Source organism: Pseudomonas sp. D1-1, from assembly GCF_051132225.1.
GTDB lineage: Bacteria > Pseudomonadota > Gammaproteobacteria > Pseudomonadales > Pseudomonadaceae > Aquipseudomonas.
On record NZ_CP071676.1, the window covers coordinates 1,917,850 to 1,935,802 of the forward strand.

Consider the following 17,953-nt stretch of genomic DNA (forward strand, 5'->3'; position numbering starts at 1 on the left):
GCCAGTTACCTGCTCGACGCCAACCTGCAACCGGTGCCGCAAGGCGTCTCGGCGGAGCTGTACCTGAGCGGCGCGGGCATCACCCGGGGTTATCTCGGGCGCGCGGCGATGACCGCCGAAAAGTACGTGCCGAACCCGTTCTCGACCACCGGCGAACGCCTGTATCGCACCGGTGACCTGTGCCGCTATCGCGCCGATGGCGTGCTCGAATACCAGGGCCGACTCGACCATCAGGTGAAGATCCGCGGCTTCCGCATCGAGCTGGGGGAAATCGAGGCGCGGCTGTTGCAGCAAGCCGAGGTAAGCGACGTCGCCGTGCTGGCCCAGGAAGGGCCGGGCGGGCAGCAGTTGGTGGCTTACGTGGTTGCTTCGACCGACGCGAATACTCTGCGCGATCAACTCAAGGCCAATCTCAAGGCACACCTGCCCGACCACATGATCCCGGCCCACTGGCTGTTCCTCGATCACCTGCCACTGACCCCCAACGGCAAGCTCGACCGCAAGGCCTTGCCGAGCATCGAAACCGGGTCTTCGCAGGGCGGTTACGAGGCGCCGGCCAGCGAGCTGGAGCACCGGATCGCCGGTATCTGGCAAGAAGTGCTGGAAGTGCAACAGGTCGGGCGCAACGACCATTTCTTCGAGCGCGGCGGTCACTCCTTGCTGGCGACGCAGGCCATCTCCCGGTTGCGCAAGCTCACGCGTCATCCGCTGAGCCTGCGCGACTTGTTCGACCATCCGCAACTCAAGGCACTGGCGGCGCTGATGAGCGAGACCGGCGACGGCGCGGCGCGGGCCGGCGATTCCAGCCAGGTCCGACTCAAGGCCCATGGGCCACGGCAATCGGCACCGCTGTCGCTGGTGCAGCGACGGTTGTGGATCGCCGAGCAGCTGGCCGGCGGCACCTCCGCCTATGGCATGCCCATGGCGCTGCGGTTGTGCGGCGAGTTGTCCGTCGAGCGGCTGATGAGCAGCTTTGCCGAAGTGACACGCCGTCACGCCGTGCTGCGCACCGCGTATGTCCAGGATGACGAAGGCGATCCGCTGGCGCTGATCGCCGATGAGGTCCGGCTGGATTTCCCGCTGGTCGATCTGTCCGACCTGTCCCCCGGCACCCGGCAAGAGCAAGTGGCCCAGGCGATCCTGGACAATGCCAGTACCCCGATTGACCTGGAACAGGCGCCATTGCTGCGCGGGCGGATCCTGCGCCTGGGGCCGACCGAGCACGTGTTGTTGTACGCCATGCACCACATCATTTCCGATGGCTGGTCGATGGGGCTGTTGATCAATGAACTGGTGCAGATCTACGAAGCGTCCCTGCGCGGCGAGCCCATGCCGCTGGCGCCGCTGGAGGTCCAGTACCACGACTTCGCCTTGTGGCAGCAGGCGCTGGAAGACCAAGGCGTGCTGGCGCGCCAGGGCGATTATTGGAAGCAGCGGCTCGACGGTTACCACGGGCGTCTTGATTTGCCTTTGGACAATCCACGCGGCCAGACGGCCTCTTATGAGGGCGATGCGCTGCAGTTCGAGCTGCCTGCCGGGCTGAGCGCGGCGTTGCGCCGGGTGTCGAGCGCGGCCGGCGTCACGCTGTACAGCACGTTGCTGGCGTCGTTCCAGGTGTTGTTGCATCGCCTCTGCGACGCCCAGGATCTTGTCGTCGGCGCTGACGTGGCCGGGCGCGAACAACCCGAGCTGGAGCGCTTGATCGGCTTCTTCGTCAACGTCCTGCCGTTGCGTTCGCACTTTGCCGCCGATGTCGGCTTCAACCGGTTCCTGGCGCAGACCCAGGACCATCTGCTCGGCGCGCTGGAACATCAGGACCTGCCGTTCGACCAGATCGTCGAGGCCGCGGGCGTGCCGCGGCACAAGGGCATGAACCCATTGCTGCAGGTGTTGTTCGTGATGAACAACGTGCCGGTGCGCACGCGTTCCATGGCCGGCTTGAGCGTGGAGTTCCTGCCGGCGCTGCAGAACCATTCTAAATTCGACATGGCATTGTTCGTTGACGAAGAAGAAGGGCAATTGCGCGGTAATTGGCAATTCGCCACAAGCTTGTTCGGACAAGAGCGCATCCAGTACCTGATCCGGGCCTGGACGGCCCTGTTGGAACAGATCGTCGCTGATCAGGACATTCAATTGGGAGCTATCAGCATGCCAGTCGACAACGTGGCGACAGCCGCCACGCCTGCCAACGTCCCGGGGCCCAAGGCCGACAAACTGGGCAAGTTTCTCAAGCGTTCGGCGACCCCGGCCGCGCGGCCTCGTCCGGCGTTGGTGCGCGAATCGCTGGTGGCGACGCCCCAGCGTTTCCCGCTGATGCTGGAGCCCGGCGAGCCGCACCTGGACGTCATCGAGTGGATCCGCCAGAACCGGCCATTGATCGAGCAGAAGCTGGCCGAACACGCCGGCATCCTCTTCCGTGGCTTCGAACTGGACGGTATCCAGGGCTTCGAAGCGTTCGCCGAAGCGATCCAGCCGGGGCTGTACGGCCAGTACGGCGACCTGCCGAAGAAGGAAGGCGGCAAGAACACCTACCGGTCCACGCCGTACCCGGAACGCAAGATGATCCTGTTTCACAACGAGAGCTCCCACCAGGACCGCTGGCCGCGCAAGCAGATGTTCTATTGCGAGCAGGCCGCACCCGTGGGCGGCGCGACCCCGGTGGTGGATTGCCGCCTGATGTACGAAAAGCTGCCGACGGACCTTCGCGAGAAGTTCGAAGACAAGGGTTTGCTGTACGTGCGCACCTTCACCGACAAACTCGACGTGTCGTGGCAGCACTTCTTCAAGACCGAGGATCGCCTTGAAGTGGAGGCCCGCTGCCGGGCTGGCGGCATCCAGTGGCGCTGGCTCGATAACGATGAACTGCAGACCCGCACGCCGGGGCCGGCGATCATCACGCACCCGATCACCGGGGAAAAATCCTTCTTCAACCAGGTGCAGCTGCATCACATCCATTGGCTGGAGCCGGACGTGCGCCAGGACCTGTTGTCGATGTACGGCCTGGAGCGCATGCCCCGGCATGTGTACTACGGCGACGGCACGCCGATCGAAGACGAGGTGATGGCGCGTATCGGTGAGTTGTACGAAGCCTGCGCGGTGCGTTTCGACTGGCAGAAAGGTGACGTGATCCTGTTGGACAACATGCTCGTGGCCCACGCCCGCGACCCGTACGAGGGACCGCGCAAGATCGTCGTCGCCATGGGCGATATGTACGACCACGCCAGCCTGGAGCGTCCATCGGGCGCCGGGCGATCGGTCCGTGGCGCATTCAATACCGAGGAAAGCGGAGCATGAACGAGGTGACGATGGACACGCAGGAAGCGGGTTTCGCCCTGACGCCCGAACAGCAACGGGCACTTGAGCAACTGTCGGGCACGGTGACCTGTGGCGAGGCCTTGCGTTGGCTGAACGTGGTCATCGACGGTGATCTCGACCCGCAGCGATTGCAGGTCGCCTTCGACACGCTGGTGGCGCAGCAGCCGATGTTGCTGGCGCGACTGACCAAGGTCGGCGGTTTCCACGGTTTGCGTCAGGTGGCCCATGCGGGACGCTTCCCACTGACGATACAAGCCAGCGAACAACCGGCCGAGGAAGTCCGGGCGCAGATCAGCGAGACGCTCGGCCGGGCTTTTGTGCTCGGCGAATCGGCCAGTGTCCAGGCGGTGCTTTATCGTCTGGCGTCTCGGCAATGGCAACTGCTGCTGGGCGTCGCCCGCCACAGCGCGGATGCGCCGTCGATGAACCTGCTGCTTGAACAGCTACGGCAGGCTTACGCCGGCGATGTGGCGGAGGAAGAGGCGCCCGGCGAGTTTGCCCAGTACCTGGAGTGGCGCAGCGAAGTGGTGCTGGATGAAGATGCCGGCACTGCAAGAAATTACTGGCAGCAGCATTTGCACGGCCTGCAGACGGCGATCGACACGCCGTGGCTGGCTGCGCGTCGCACTGGTGGTGGAACAGCCGATGCGCAGATTTCGCTGATCTTCGAGCCGGCCCGACGCGACGCCTTGCAACGGTTGGCCGAGCAGCTCGGCCAACCGCTGGCGACGTTGCTGCAAGGCGCATGGTGGGTGCTGCTGGGACGCCTGGGTGGCCTTGAGCAAGCGCTGGTCGGCGTGCGCCACGACAGCCGTGGCGACTATGACTACTTCGCCAATGCCTTCGGCGTGTTCGAAAAGAACCTGCCGCTTTGTGTTCCATTGCCCGCCGACGCGCCGTTCGGCGAGTGGCTGGCGGAGCTGGCGACGCGGCTCGAAACTCATCGCACCTGGCAGGAATACTGGACGCCGGAACTGGCGTCGGAGGCGGCGTATCCGGCCTATGGCTTCGCGATTGCCCCGGCGAATTCTGTTCGCAGCAGCGCTGGCCTGACGTGGGCGACTGAGCCCTTGCCTGGACGGGATGCGTCCGAACTGTTGCTGCAGATTCAACTGGACGACACCCAACAACTGGTTGCGGTCGACCTCTGCTATGCCCGCTCGGGTTATTCGCAAGCCGCGGTTCGCAGCGTGCTCGAACAATACGAGGTGCTGCTGGCCTCGATCCTCGCGGCTGCGCACACGCCACTGGCGCAGCTCAACTTGCTCGGCGACACCGAGGAGCAGCGTTTGCGGGCGATCAACCCGGCGATGCAGGCATTGGAGGATAACCGCTACCTGCCGCAGCGCATCGCCGAGCTGGCGCTGCAGACGCCGGACGCCATCGCCCTGAGCGAGGCTGGTCAATCGCTGAGCTACGGTCAACTGAAAGATCAGGTCGAGCGCGTCGCCCAGGGCCTCCTGGACCAAGGCCTGGGCGAAGGGTCGATTGTCGCCCTGGCCTTGCCGCGCTCGGCGGAACTGGTGACCGCGATGCTGGCGAGCTGGCGCATCGGCGCGGCTTATCTGCCGCTGGATATCCAGTGGCCCCAGGCCCGTCAGGCGTTGATGCTGGAGCAGGCCGGCGCCGCTGTGTTGCTCACCGATGCAACGCATTTTCCTGCCTGGCAGGCGCAGCCTTTCAAGGCGCTGGCAATCGCCGAGCTTGATCGTCCTTCAAGCACGCCGTTGCCGGCCCTCACGACCAAGGGCAATGACATTGCCTATGTGTTGTTCACCTCAGGCTCCACCGGCGTGCCCAAGGGCGTGGTGATCGAGCATCGGCAATTGCTCAACTACACCGCCCAGGCCAGCCAGGCGTTGGGGCTGAGCCAGTGCAAACACGTCGCTTTGAGCTCTACCGTGGCGGCGGACCTGGGCAATACGGCGCTGTTTGGCGCGTTGTTCAATGGCGCGACCTTGCATGTGGCCAGTGATGAACAGATGCAGGACGGCGCGCTCTTTGCCGGGCTCCTGCGAGAACAACAGATCGACTGCCTGAAAATCGTGCCGTCGCACCTCGCGGCGTTGCTCGACAGTGAGCAGGCGACGCTGCCGCATATCCTGGTACTTGGCGGCGAGCCGATTGCGCCAACGCTGGTCGAGCGTATCGCCCGGTTGCGCAGCGATTGCCGGGTGTTCAACCACTATGGGCCGACCGAAGCCACGGTCGGAGTGATGATCCATCGGTTGGCGCTGGACGGTGCTGCCGATGATTGTTCGGCGCTGACCCAGGTGCTGGGCAATAACCAGGTCTACGTGCTGGACGCTGACAGGCGCCTGGCGCCGGTGGGTGTGCTGGGCGAGGTGTACCTGGGTGGTGCGCAGTTGTGCCGGGGTTACGTGAATGCCAAGGCGGACGAGCAGACGTTCATCCCGAGCCCGTTCGACCCGGCGCAGCGCCTGTACCGCACTGGCGACCTGGCGCGTTATCGCCCGGACGGTGGGATCCAGTTGCACGGTCGCCGCGATCAACAGGTCAAGGTGCGCGGGTTCCGCATCGAACTGGCGGAAATCGAGGCCGAGCTACTACGTGTACCGCAGGTGGCCGAAGCGCTGGTATTGCCCGGCGAGCAGGGCTTGTTGGCATTTGTCGTGCCCCGGCAAGGCCTGTCTTCGGGCGTGCTCGACGCCGTGCGCGCCGAACTGAGCGCGCGCCTGCCCGGCGTGATGGTGCCGCAGCAGCTGCAACTGATCGAACGTTTCCCTCGGCTGGCCAACGGCAAGATCGATCGCAAGGCGCTGCAGCAGTTGGCGGTCGCGATCAGCGATGAGGAGGATGCCGCGCCCCGCGATGCGCTGGAGCAGCTGCTGGCCGCGCGCATGGCTCAATTGCTTGGGCTTGAACGATTGGGCATCGAGCGCGACTTCTTCGCCGCCGGCGGCCATTCGCTGCTGGTGATCAAGCTGGTGGCCGGCATTCGCAAGTTGTTGCAGTGCGACATCCATCCTGGGCTGGTCTTCGATCATCCGACCGTGGCGTCCCTGGCCATGGCCTTGCGAGCGGTGGAGGGCAGTCCGGGGCAACTGGAAAAAATCGCTCAGGTGCGTTTGCGCATGGAAGCGCTGAGTCCCGAGGAAAAGGCCCGGCTGACCGAGCAGGCTCGGCAACTGCAAGCGGCCAAGTGAGGTTTTGATCGTTCCCACGCGGGAGCGTAGGAACGATCGCTTCAATCAACAAGAGGCCGGTGCCCGTTCGCATCGGCTTTTTTTTGAGCTTTTGCGCGAATGATAAATAAACTCATTCCGGTTTTTCCCAGTTGCTGCGTCTTACTAAGGTATGCGGGCAAATCGGCTCGGGCAGGGCTGCCCAGGCGCCGGTTGTGTCCAGGAAAAATTTAGCTGTCGTCCAGCCGGATGACCGTACCCGGGGAGGGGTCGGTCAGCAGGTACACCGTGCTGGCGAGCGGCAGGCCCTTCGGCCGCCATGGACTTTTAACTTCTACCAATAATAGAGAGCACGATGTCGGCAATTCATGAGTTGAAACCGCTGTTCAAGGCATTGGTCATGTCCCGCGGCCTGCGTTCGCGCCGGGTGTTGACGGGCCTGGGTCTGGTCTGCGTGTTGCCATTGAGCACCCAGGTGATGGCTGAAAACGTCAGCATCAACATCCCTGCGCAACCGCTGCCGCAGGCATTAAAAGCGTTCGGCGAGCAGACCAACCAACAAGTGATCTATAACGCCGACGAACTGGCCGGCCTGAAAAGTAATCGCGTCAGCGGCAAGATGAGCCCGCAAGCGGCCATCGCCGAATTGCTCAAGGGCACCGGCGTGCGCCACAGCCTCGAGGGCAATACCCTGATGCTGGTAAAGGGCTCCGGCGCAGGCCTGGAATTGGGCGCGACCACCATCAACGCGAAGCAGCCGGAGGCCACCACCGAAGGCAGCAACTCGTACACCAGTAATGCGGTGACCATCGGCAAGGGCACTCATACCCTGAAGGAGATTCCGCAATCGATCACGGTGATGACGCGCAAGCAGATGGATGACCAGAACCTGGTCAGCCTCAAGGACGCCGTCAACCAGACCACCGGCGTCGTCGGCCTGCAGGGCGTTGGTCAGGGCATGATCCTCTCGTCGCGCGGTTTCCAGATTGACGACTGGCAGTACGACGGTGTGCCGATCCCGCGTAACACCTACTCGCTGGGCAACTGGGCGACCCAGGACCTGATCTTCTTCGACCGCCTGGAAATTCTCCGTGGCGCATCCGGCCTGCTGCAAGGCACCGGCAGCCCGGGTGGCGCCGTCAACCTGGTGCGCAAGCGTGGCCAGAGCGCCCCGACCGTGACCCTGACCGGCAAGGCCGGCTCCTGGGACCACTACGGCCTGCAACTGGACGCCGGCGGCCCGCTGAACGAGGCCGGCAACATCCGCGGCCGTATCGTCGCCGATGAAGACCAGAGCAATTCCTTCGTCGATCATGCCTGGAACAAGACCCACTCGCTCTACGGCTCGCTGGACATCGACCTGAGCGAAGACACCACCCTGGGCTTCGCGGCCAGCCAATCCAACGGCGAGTCGCGTGGCAACATCCGCGGCCTGCCACGCTACGCCGATGGCTCGATGCCGGACGTGTCGCGCTCGACCTACACCGGCGCGCGCTGGAACCGTTCCGATATCGACGTCACCACGCTGTACGCCGACCTGGAGCATCGCTTCAACGAGGATTGGGCGTTCAAGGTCGGTGCAGTGCAGATGACCGAAGACAACCAGGCAAAAAACCAGCGCACGCAAAGTCCTGGCGGCCTGCTACCGGATGGCAGCCGTGTGCAATATGCCGACTTCGTGACTGACTTCCAGTCCACCAAAGTGGGTCTGGACATGAACCTGGTCGGCAAGTTCGAAGCCCTGTCGATGGAGCAGGAGGTCATGCTCGGCGGCAACTACTCCCAGCTGGAGACGGACGACAAATACGCCCGGACCTTCAACAGCAGCACCGACGATATCTTCGACCTCGACAACAACCGTCCGGACATCAGCTATGAGGGTCTGATCAACAGCCCGGGTGGCATGGGCACACTGAGCAAATATGACATTCGCCAGAAAGGTATATACGGTACCTGGCGCGTCAAGCCGGTGGACGACCTGACGCTGATCCTCGGCTCCCGGGTCAGCTGGTATGACTTCAGCTACAAGTCGAAAACGGAACGGGCAACCGGTATTACCCGCAACGCGCCAAGTACCGCGACTGAAACCGGGGTGGTCACGCCCTACGCCGGTATCGTCTATGACCTGAGCCGTGAGTGGGCGGTGTACGCCAGCTACACCGACGTGTTCCAGCCGCAGACCAACGTTGATCCGAACGGTTCGGTACTCAAGCCCATCGTCGGTACCAACTACGAAATCGGCCTCAAGGGTGAGTTGATGGACGGGCGGGTCAACACCTCCCTGGCGGTCTTTCGCTACGACCATGAGAACCGTGCCGTCAACATCCCCAGCTGTACCGGGTTGAACTGCTCCGAAGCCGCGGGGAAAGTCCGCAGCCAGGGCATCGAGGCCGAGATCAGCGGTGAAGTGGTAGACAACTTGCAGCTGTTCGCGGGCTACACCTACAACACCACCAAGTACCTGGAAGACCCGACCAACGAAGGCAGTGTCTTCAGTACCTGGACGCCGAAACACATGCTGCGGGTGTGGGGCAACTATCAGTTCACCGGTGACTGGAACCGTGTCAATGCGGGCCTGGGCTTCACCACCCAAAGCCATACGCAGGTCTTCGACCTCAACTATGACGTTCCGGGTTATACCGTGTGGAATGCCCGTGTCGGCTATCAGTTGACGCCGGAGATCGGGTTGGCGGTCAATGCCAACAACCTGTTCGACAAGACGTATATAACGCCGGCTTACAACCAGATCAACGGTAACAACAACTTCGGCGATCCGAGGAATCTGATGTTTACCGTGAAGTACACGCCGCAGTTTTGATTTTCGGCGGCAACAAAAAACCGACCCGCCTTTCGCGGGTCGTTTTTTATGGGGTTAATTTCGCTGGAAACGCAAACCCCGTGGCGAGGGAGCTTGCTCCCTCGCCACGGGGTTGTCTTTTCCTTGGGACAGCGGCTATTTGCTTGTGGGATGGAGGCCTGGGCACATTCGCCGTCGATGCAAGATGACCCAGCGCCTTCGCGAGCAAGCTCGCTCCCACATTGGATCTCCAGCGAATAAAAAACCCAGCGACACCACAGATCCCATGTGGGAGCGAGCTTGCTCGCGAAGAGGCCGGTCCATCGACATCTTCTTCGACTGTGCCACCGCCTTCGCGAGCAGGCTCGCTCCCACACTGGATCTCCAGTGAATAAAAAAAACAGCGACACCACAGATCCCATGTGGGAGCGAGCTTGCTCGCGAAGAGGCCGGTCCATTCGACATCTTCTTCGACTGTGCCACCGCCTTCGCGAGCAGGCTCGCTCCCACATTGGATTTTCGACAGATACAGGTCTCACGGCCCACAGGGAGTCACTGTGGGAGCGAGCCTGCTCGCGAAGAGGCCGGCACATCCAACATCTTCATCGACTGACACTCCGCCTTCGCGAGCAAGCTCGCTCCCACATTGGATTTTCGACAGACACCGATTTCACGGCCCACAGGGAATCACTGTGGGAGCGAGCCTGCTCGCGAAGAGGCCGGCACATCCAACATCTTCATCGACTGACACTCCGCCTTCGCGAGCAGGCTCGCTCCCACACTGGATTTTCAACAGATACGGATTTCACGGTCCACAGGAAATCACTGTGGGAGCTTGCTCGGCAAGGGGCCGGCACATCCAACATCTTCATCGACTGACACTCCGCCTTCGCGAGCAGGCTCGCTCCCACATTGGATTTTCGACGGATACAGATCTCACGGCCCACAGGGAATCACCGTGGGAGCGAGCCTGCTCGCGAAGGGGCCGGCACATCCAACATCTTCATCGACTGACACTCCGCCTTCGCGAGCAGGCTCGCTCCCACATTGGATTTTCGACGGATACAGATCTCACGGCCCACAGGGAATCACCGGAGCGAGCCTGCTCGCGAAGGGGCCGGCACATCCAACATCTTCATCGACTGACACTCCGCCTTCGCGAGCAGGCTCGCTCCCACATTGGATTTTCGACAGACACTGATTTCACGGCCCACAGGGCATCACTGTGGGAGCGAGCCTGCTCGCGAAGAGGCCGGCACATCCAACATCTTCATTGACTGATACTCCGCCTTCGCGAGCAGGCTCGCTCCCACATTGGATTTTCGACAGATACAGGTCTCACGGCCCACAGGGAGTCACTGTGGGAGCGAGCTTGCTCGCGAAGGGGCCGGCACATCCAACATCTTCATCGACTGACACTCCGCCTTCGCGAGCAGGCTCGCTCCCACATTGGATTTTCGACGGATACAGATCTCACGGCCCACAGGGAATCACTGTGGGAGCGAGCCTGCTCGCGAAGAGGCCGGCGCATTCAACATCTTCATTGACTGACACTCCGCCTTCGCGAGCAGGCTCGCTCCCACACTGAATTTTCGACAGAACAGACTTCACGGCCCACAGGGAATCACTGTGGGAGCGAGCCTGCTCGCGAAGAATCCCCTGCATTCGCTCAAGCGCTACCCCGCCAAGCCCCCCAAAAACACCTCAACCAACGAATCAAGCAACCCCTCATCAAAGATCATGCCCCGATGGCGCAACGGAGAATGCACCGAGCACTGCAACTCGCCAGTCAAGCTATGTTCCCTGACCAACGCCTCGCAAAACGCCAGCTCTTGCGGTGTTTTCTCCGCCTCGGTCCACCAGCAGCTGGGACGTACCCGTACCGGCTTGAAAGTGAACCCTTCAAAGGCCTCCAGCAACCGGTCATGCACCGAGAACGCCTGGGCATTCATGACCTCTTCCTTGACGCTCTGCACGACCGACAGCAAGTCGCCTCGCTCAGGCTCGATCTGGCCGGCGGCCCACTCGTGGAAGGCCTTGACCGAGCTGTCAGGGTGTTCCCGTCGAAAGGCCGCGGTGCGTTCCGTAAGAGCAGGGAACAGCAGATCGAAATACTCGATTGCCTCATGCAGATCCTGCGAGGTCGGGTCGGTTTTTTCCTCCGCAAGCAGTTCCCGATGACGCGGCAACGTCGCGGGATACAGGTGCTCGGGAATCGTGCTGTCCACCAGCCCCAGGAAACCCACCGTATGACCCTGGCTTTCCAGGGTTGCCGCGATGTCCAGGGCAATCGCCCCGCCCAGGGACCATCCCATCAGGTAATACGGACCCTCTGGCTGAGCCGAGACGATTTCCTGGCTGTAGTCGGCAATCATCTGGTGCCAGGCCTCGGCGCCCGCATGGGGTTCGCTGAAGCCGCGGTGCATGACGCCGAAGGTGAGTGCGCGATTTTGCAGTTTGCGCGCCAGTGGCTGGTAGCAGAAGACGATGCCCCCGCTGGGGTGCAGGCAGAACAGCTGCGGTGCGCTGGCGGGCGCGTTGTTCAGGGCGACGAGGCACTGCGTCTGCTCGCGGTGTTTTTGCGAAATGAACCGGGCCAGTTCGGCGATGCTCGGGTTGGCCAGCAGTTCTTGCAGGCGCACCGTGTGGTTCAGGCGTGCCTTGAGGTTGGCGATGAGCTCGATCGCCAGGATCGAATGCCCACCCAGCTCAAAAAAACTGTCGCTGATACCCACGCGCTCGACCTTCAGCGACTGTTGCCAGAGTTGCACCAGGGCCTGTTCCAACTGCGTGCGGGGCGCCACGTAGGTCGAATGCCGGAGGGCGGCGTCCGGTTCCGGCAAGGCCTTGCGATCGAGCTTGCCGTTGGCATTGAGCGGCAGGTGATCGAGGAATAACAGATGGCTGGGCACCATGTAGTCCGGCATCTGCGTTTTCAGCGCAGTCAGCAGGCCTTCGCGCAACTCGGCCGAGGCCGGTTGCGTCGGGATGACGTACGCGATCAATTGCAGGCCGCCTGGGCCTACATGGGCCAACACCACGCAATCGCGGACCGCCGAGAGCATTTGCAGGCGCGCCTGGATCTCGCCCAACTCGATGCGGAAGCCGCGGATCTTGACCTGATGATCGAGGCGTCCGATGTATTCGATGCTGCCGTCGCTGAGGTAGCGGGCCAGGTCCCCGGTGCGGTACAGGCGTCCGCCCGGCAGTGGGTCGAACGGGTCCGGAATGAAACGGCTGGCGGTCAGGACGGCGCGCTGATGGTAACCGCGGGCCAGGCCCGCGCGACCGACGTACAGCTCGCCGATGCAACCCTTGGGCACCGGGTTCAGGTGCGCATCGAGCAAATACCAGGACAGATCGACAATGGGCTCGCCGATGGGGCTGGCGGCCTCGCCATGCAAATCCTGCAACGACAGCGGCCTCCAGGTGACATGCACCGTGGTTTCGGTGATGCCGTACATGTTGATCAATTGTGGTGTCTGGTCGCCGAAACGTTCGAACCAGGGGCGCAGGCTCTGCACATCAATCGCTTCACCGCCGAAAATCACTTGTCGCAACCGGTGGACGAGCGTCTGTTGAGCCTCGCAGGCCACCTGCAGCAATGACTTGAATGCCGATGGGGTCTGGTTGAGCACCGTGACCTTTTCCTGGCAGACGAGGGCGTAGAAATCCTCGGGCGCCCGGCTCACGGCGTGGGGCACGATGACCAGTCGACCGCCGTGCAGCAGGGCACCGAAGATCTCCCACACGGAAAAATCGAAGGCGTAGGAGTGAAACAGGCACCACACGTCCTGCTGGCCGAAACCGAACCAATGGTCGGTGGCCTGGAACAATCGGCTGACGTTGTGGTGCGCGAGCAGTGCGCCTTTGGGTTTGCCGGTGGAACCGGAGGTGTAGATCACATAGGCCAGGTTGTCCGGATCCATCGGCACGTGCGGATTGTGTTCGGGATAGGTGCTGACGGCATCGACCGGATCCAGCAACAGGCAGTCGACGCCGGCGGGCAGCGCCAGCGAATCAAGCAGGTGGGCCTCGGTCAGGATCTGCCTGACGCCGCTGTCCTCGATCATGTAGGCCAGGCGATCGGCCGGGTAGGCCGGGTCCAGTGGTACGTAGGCGCCGCCGGCCTTGAGAATCGCCAGCAGGCCGATGATCATCCGTGGCGTGCGTTCGACGGCGATGCCGACCAGTACGTCGGGCCCGACGCCTTGTTCGATCAAACGATGGGCCAATTGGTTGGCGTGTCGATTGAGCTCGGCATAGCTTATGTGCTGCCCTTCGAACGTCAGCGCTATCGCCTCTGCGGTGTTGGCGGCGTGGGTTTCGATCACCTGGTGCAGGCACTCTTCCTGGCGCAACCGGGTCGGCCGACGGTTCCAGTCGTTCAGGGTCAGCCGCTGTTCATCGGCGCTCAACAACGGTAGCTCGCCGAGGGCGCAGCCGGGCGTTTCGATCAGGCCGCGCAGCAGGTTCTGCCAATGCTCGGCCATGCGCTCGATGGTTTGTGTGCGGTACAGGTCACGGCTGTATTCGAAGGTCGCCACGGTCTGCTGTTGTGAATAGTCGACATCCAGCGACACGTCGAACTTGGCCTGGTTTTCGCCGGTGTCGAGAAACTCCAGCATGAATTGATGCGGACTTGGCAGCGACGCCGCCTGTGATCCGGTGCGCCAGTTGAACAGGACCTGAAACAGCGGGTTGGCGCCCAATTGATCGAGGATCAATTCCAGCGGGTAATCGGCATGCTCCAGCGCGGCGAGGGACTGCACGCGCAGATCGCGGAGAAAATCCAGCGCGCTGCGGGTCGAGTCGATCCGCGCCCGGTACACCTGGCTGCTGACAAAAAAACCTACCAGGTCCTGGCTTTCATGGTTGTTGCGGTTGGCGTTGGGAACGCCGACGGTGAAGTCGGTCTGGCGGCTGTAGCGGGCCAGCAGCAATTGCCAGGCACCCAGTGCTACCACGAACGGCGTCAGCCCCTGGCGTTGGCAGAACGTGTCGAGCGCATGGACCATCGCCGGGGCCAGCGCCACCTGCACACGGCCGGCCATGTGTGTCTGGCTCGCGGTGCGCGCAAAATCCTGTGGCAGTTCCAGTGTGGGCAGGTCGTGGCCCAGGTACTCGCTCCAGTATTCGCCGCCGCGCCGGCAGGCCAGGCTCTGCAAGTACTCGCCGCGTTGCCACTTCGCGTAGTCGGCGTATTGCAGGGGCAACGGCGGCAGCGGTGACGGATCGCCCAGCAAGCCCTGGGCATAGGCCTGGGTCATGTCCTGCATGAGGATCGTGTTGGACCAGGCATCGGACACGATGTGATGCATATTCAGCAACAGCACATGTTCCGCAGGGCTCAGCCTGAGCAGGGTGGCCCGCATCAGCGGCGCCTGGGTGAGATCGAACGGTCGCCGGGCGTGTTGCTCGATGCGCTGCGAAAGCGTCGGCTGGTCGAGCCCGGCGAGGTCTTCGCGATGCAGGACCAGGCAGGCGTTGCGCTCAACCACCTGGGTCGCGGCGCCGTCGATTTCGATGAACGCGGTGCGGAGGATATCGTGCCGGTCGATGACCCGATTCAGCGCTTGCTCCAGGGCATCGGCATTCAGCTCGCCCGTCAGGCGCAGGGCACGTGGCAGGTTGTAGGCCGACCGGGTCGGGTCGCGCTGTTGTTCCAGCCACAAGCGTTGCTGGGCGAAAGACAAGGGCGCGCGGTCCAGCCGGCTGCGGTTGGACCGCGCGTGCAGATCGTCGGCGGCGTCATCGAGCAGCAGCGCCAGCAGATCATCATCTAGCAATTCGTTCATGGTGTTCTCGCGGTAGACAGCATTGCGTCGGGCAGGCTCAGGCGAAGGCTGCCGGGACCTTTTCAGTGACGACCTGACCGGCCTGCATCCGCACCAGCTGATCGGCGATGTCGAAGTAACGGTCGTCGTGGGAAATGACGATGATGGTCTTGCCCAGGGCCTTCAGCTCCGGCAGCAGCTCGGTGTAGAAGATCCGCCGGAACACCGGGTCCTGGTCGGCGGCCCATTCGTCGAAGACCAGCACCGGGCGTTCTTCCAGCCAGGCGTTGAGCAGGGCCAGGCGCTTGCGTTGGCCGGTGGAGAGATCGGTGGTGCTGAAGACACCGTCGTGAATGCTGACCTTGTGGGCAATCTCCAGGCGCTCCAGGTAGCGATTGGCGGTCCCCGGCACTTGCTGGTCGCCTTGCACCAGTTCATCGAACAGGTAGTAGTCGGCAAAAATCGTGGTGAACAACTGGCGATAATCGTCACGCTGCGCAGCCAGCACCGGCTTGCCATCGAGCAGAATTTCACCGCCCTGGGGCGCATAGAGGCCCAGCAGCAATTTGATCAGCGTGGTCTTGCCCCCGCCGTTCTCGCCGACGATGAATACGATCTCGCCTTGGGCGATGGACAGGTTGACCGGTCCGAGGGCGAAGGCCTGGCTGCCGTCGACCGCCGGGAAGGCGTAGTGCACGTCACGCAATTCAAGCTGTTGGATCGTCGGCTTGGGCACGCTCTTATCATTGAGCAGCAGGTGTGGCTCCGGCGAGGAGAACTGCTCGGCCAACTCCGCAATGCGTTTGAATGCAATGTTGGCGCGGCTGATCACCGGCAAGGTCATCACCAGGTATTCCAGCGGCCCTTTCATATACAACAGCACCAGCACAAAACCGCTGAGCACCGCCTTGTCGATGCCCAGCCACAGCGATTGCAGGGCCAGGACCAGGCCGATGACCACAAAGAACAGCATCGAGCCGAAGGTCTTGGCGACCACGAAGGTGTTGACCGAGCGGATGTTGGTATCGCAGATCTGCTCGGCGGTGGCTTCGATGCGCTGGCTGAACATGCGTTGGCGACGAGGCCGATGGATACGCAGTTCCTTGGCGCCGGCGGCGATCGCGCTGTAGTGCTTTTGCAGGGCGTCTTCAGCCTCGCGGGCCGCTTCGAAACCGCGAATGCCACGGGCTCGCGCCACGTACTGGATGACCGTGCCGATCACCAATGCCACCAGCAGCAGCGCAAACATCGGCAATGACAGGTAGGCCAGGTAGGCCAGGCAGCCGAGGGTGACGGTGAAGGCAATGGCCAATGGCGCAAAGGAGAAAGCGAAGTTGCTGACCATGTTGACGTCGTGGGTCAGTATCGGGATGAGCCGATGACTGCGAAAACGCTCGATCTGTTCGATCGGTGCCAACAGGACTTTCTGGCCGAGGGATTTGCGCAGGCTGGCGATGATGTTCTGGCCGACATGGTTGGTGCCGATGTCCGACAGGATCGAGGTCAGCAGCGCCGCCGCGCAAAGCCCGGCGAAGGTGCCGAGCATGTGTGGCGAGGGCCCGGCATCGGCGTTCAGCGCGTCGTTGATGGTCGCCAGCAGGGCGGTGATGCTCAGGCCACCGAGCATGCCCAAGAGGATGGAGCCTACGACAATCAGCCGGAAGGGTTTGAGCAGGCTGAACAGTTCACTGATCACCCCGCGTTGTGGTTGGCTCATGGAGGTTCCCTGCTAGATAAAAAGGGCGAAGGCCATCGGGGGCATTCACCGCATGGGCTGGAGGACGGCGGCACGCCGGTTGGGACGCGCCCACCTATGGAACGATTGGAGGGAAAGGGGATTTAACGAGGAACCACCTGACACACATATTGTGGCGAGGGGATTTATCCCCGCTGGGCTGCAAAGCAGCCCCAATGGAATCGCCGCGTTATCTCTGGCTGATCGGTGTTGCCTGCTTGGGGGCCGCTTCGCAGCCCAGCGGGGATAAATCCCCTCGCCACAGAGCCACCATGTCCAAAGAGGTATTTGGGTGGGCAGGTTGATCTACATATCCCGGGCGACCCGGAACCCCAGCCAATCACCGCGGGCATCGGAAAACACCGCGTTGCGGTTGCCCGAACGGGAGAACACCGGTGCTTCGCCCCAGTCGTTGCCACGGATGCGCCGTACTTTGCAGTTGCCTGTCAGTGCGGCGCTGCCGTCGCCTGGAGCATTGAGGTAGTTTTCGTTGAAGCAATCGGCGGTCCATTCGTAGACGTTGCCGTGCATGTCGTACACGCCGAAGGCATTGGGCGCGAAGCTGCCGGCCGGCGCGGTGAAGTTGTAGCCGTCGGCGGCGCCGTAGGTATTGGCGTGCTGGGCGATGCTGTAGTCCTTGCCTTCATCGAACGGGAAGGGAAACGGGCCATCGCTGCCGCCGCGCGCTGCGTATTCGCGCAGGGACTCGCTGACCAACCGATACGGCTTGCCGGTTTTTTTCGACAGCCACGCCACGTAGGCGCTGGCCTCGGCGAAATCCATGCACACCGCCGGGTGCCGGTCGGTGTATTGCTTGCGCGGATCGCTACCCTGGTAATCCGGGACGCCGGCCTGGCACGCGCGGCCGGGGCGCTTGTCGCCGTCAGGCATCACGTAGCCGCTGTCGCGCAGGTAGGCGAACCACTCGCCTTTGAGCACCTGGAAGCGGCTGATGGCCACCGGTTTGTCGAACGTCACCGGGTGCATCGGGCCTTCGTCGGGCTCGCGGCCGACCTCGTTGTCCGGCGCGCCCATCTGGAAGGTGCCGGTGGGCAGCACGACCATTTCCGGGCAGTCCTTGCAGTCGCGAAATACCTGGCCCGGTTGCGAGGCCTGGGCATGGGAGGGCAGCAGGGCGGTGAGGGCCAATGCCGGAAGCGTCTTCAATAAAAATCGGTTCATC

At 62.7% G+C, this 17,953-nt stretch carries 6 protein-coding genes (1 of these 6 cut by a window edge); 3 read left to right on the plus strand and 3 right to left on the minus strand.

The annotated features are described in order from the left end of the window. From J3P86_RS08705 to J3P86_RS08715, 3 genes are all read left to right on the plus strand, one after another. Positions 1-3,294, plus strand: partial view of a non-ribosomal peptide synthase/polyketide synthase gene (locus tag J3P86_RS08705; protein WP_434699955.1) — the final stretch only. The gene continues 10,299 nt to the left of window position 1, outside the view; 3,294 of the gene's 13,593 nt are visible here — the last part of the coding sequence; its start codon lies beyond the left edge, outside the window; it ends in the stop codon at positions 3,292-3,294. Continuing rightward, positions 3,291-6,482 (plus strand): non-ribosomal peptide synthetase, encoded by a 3,192-nt coding sequence (locus J3P86_RS08710; RefSeq protein ID WP_434699956.1) that lies wholly within the window; start codon positions 3,291-3,293, stop codon positions 6,480-6,482. Before J3P86_RS08705 ends, J3P86_RS08710 begins: the two co-directional genes overlap by 4 nt. 334 nt (positions 6,483-6,816) lie before the next feature. After that, positions 6,817-9,279 (plus strand): TonB-dependent siderophore receptor, encoded by a 2,463-nt coding sequence (locus J3P86_RS08715; RefSeq protein ID WP_434625004.1) that lies wholly within the window; start codon positions 6,817-6,819, stop codon positions 9,277-9,279. Between the two features lie 1,655 nt (positions 9,280-10,934). Here J3P86_RS08715 and J3P86_RS08720 read toward each other — a convergent pair. From J3P86_RS08720 to J3P86_RS08730, 3 genes are all read right to left on the minus strand, one after another. Continuing rightward, on the minus strand, positions 10,935-15,056 hold the full coding sequence (locus tag J3P86_RS08720; protein WP_434699958.1) for an amino acid adenylation domain-containing protein: 4,122 nt from the start codon (positions 15,054-15,056) through the stop codon (positions 10,935-10,937). Positions 15,057-15,093: 37 nt separating this feature from the next. Next, positions 15,094-16,752 carry a cyclic peptide export ABC transporter gene (locus tag J3P86_RS08725; RefSeq protein ID WP_434699959.1) on the minus strand — a complete coding sequence of 553 codons (1,659 nt, stop codon included), beginning with the start codon at positions 16,750-16,752 and terminating at the stop codon, positions 15,094-15,096. Between the two features lie 324 nt (positions 16,753-17,076). Next, the gene (locus J3P86_RS08730; protein WP_434699960.1) at positions 17,077-17,952 is read right to left on the minus strand and encodes a formylglycine-generating enzyme family protein; all 876 of its coding nucleotides are present in this window, start codon (positions 17,950-17,952) and stop codon (positions 17,077-17,079) included. Between the last annotated feature and the right edge of the window lies 1 nt (position 17,953).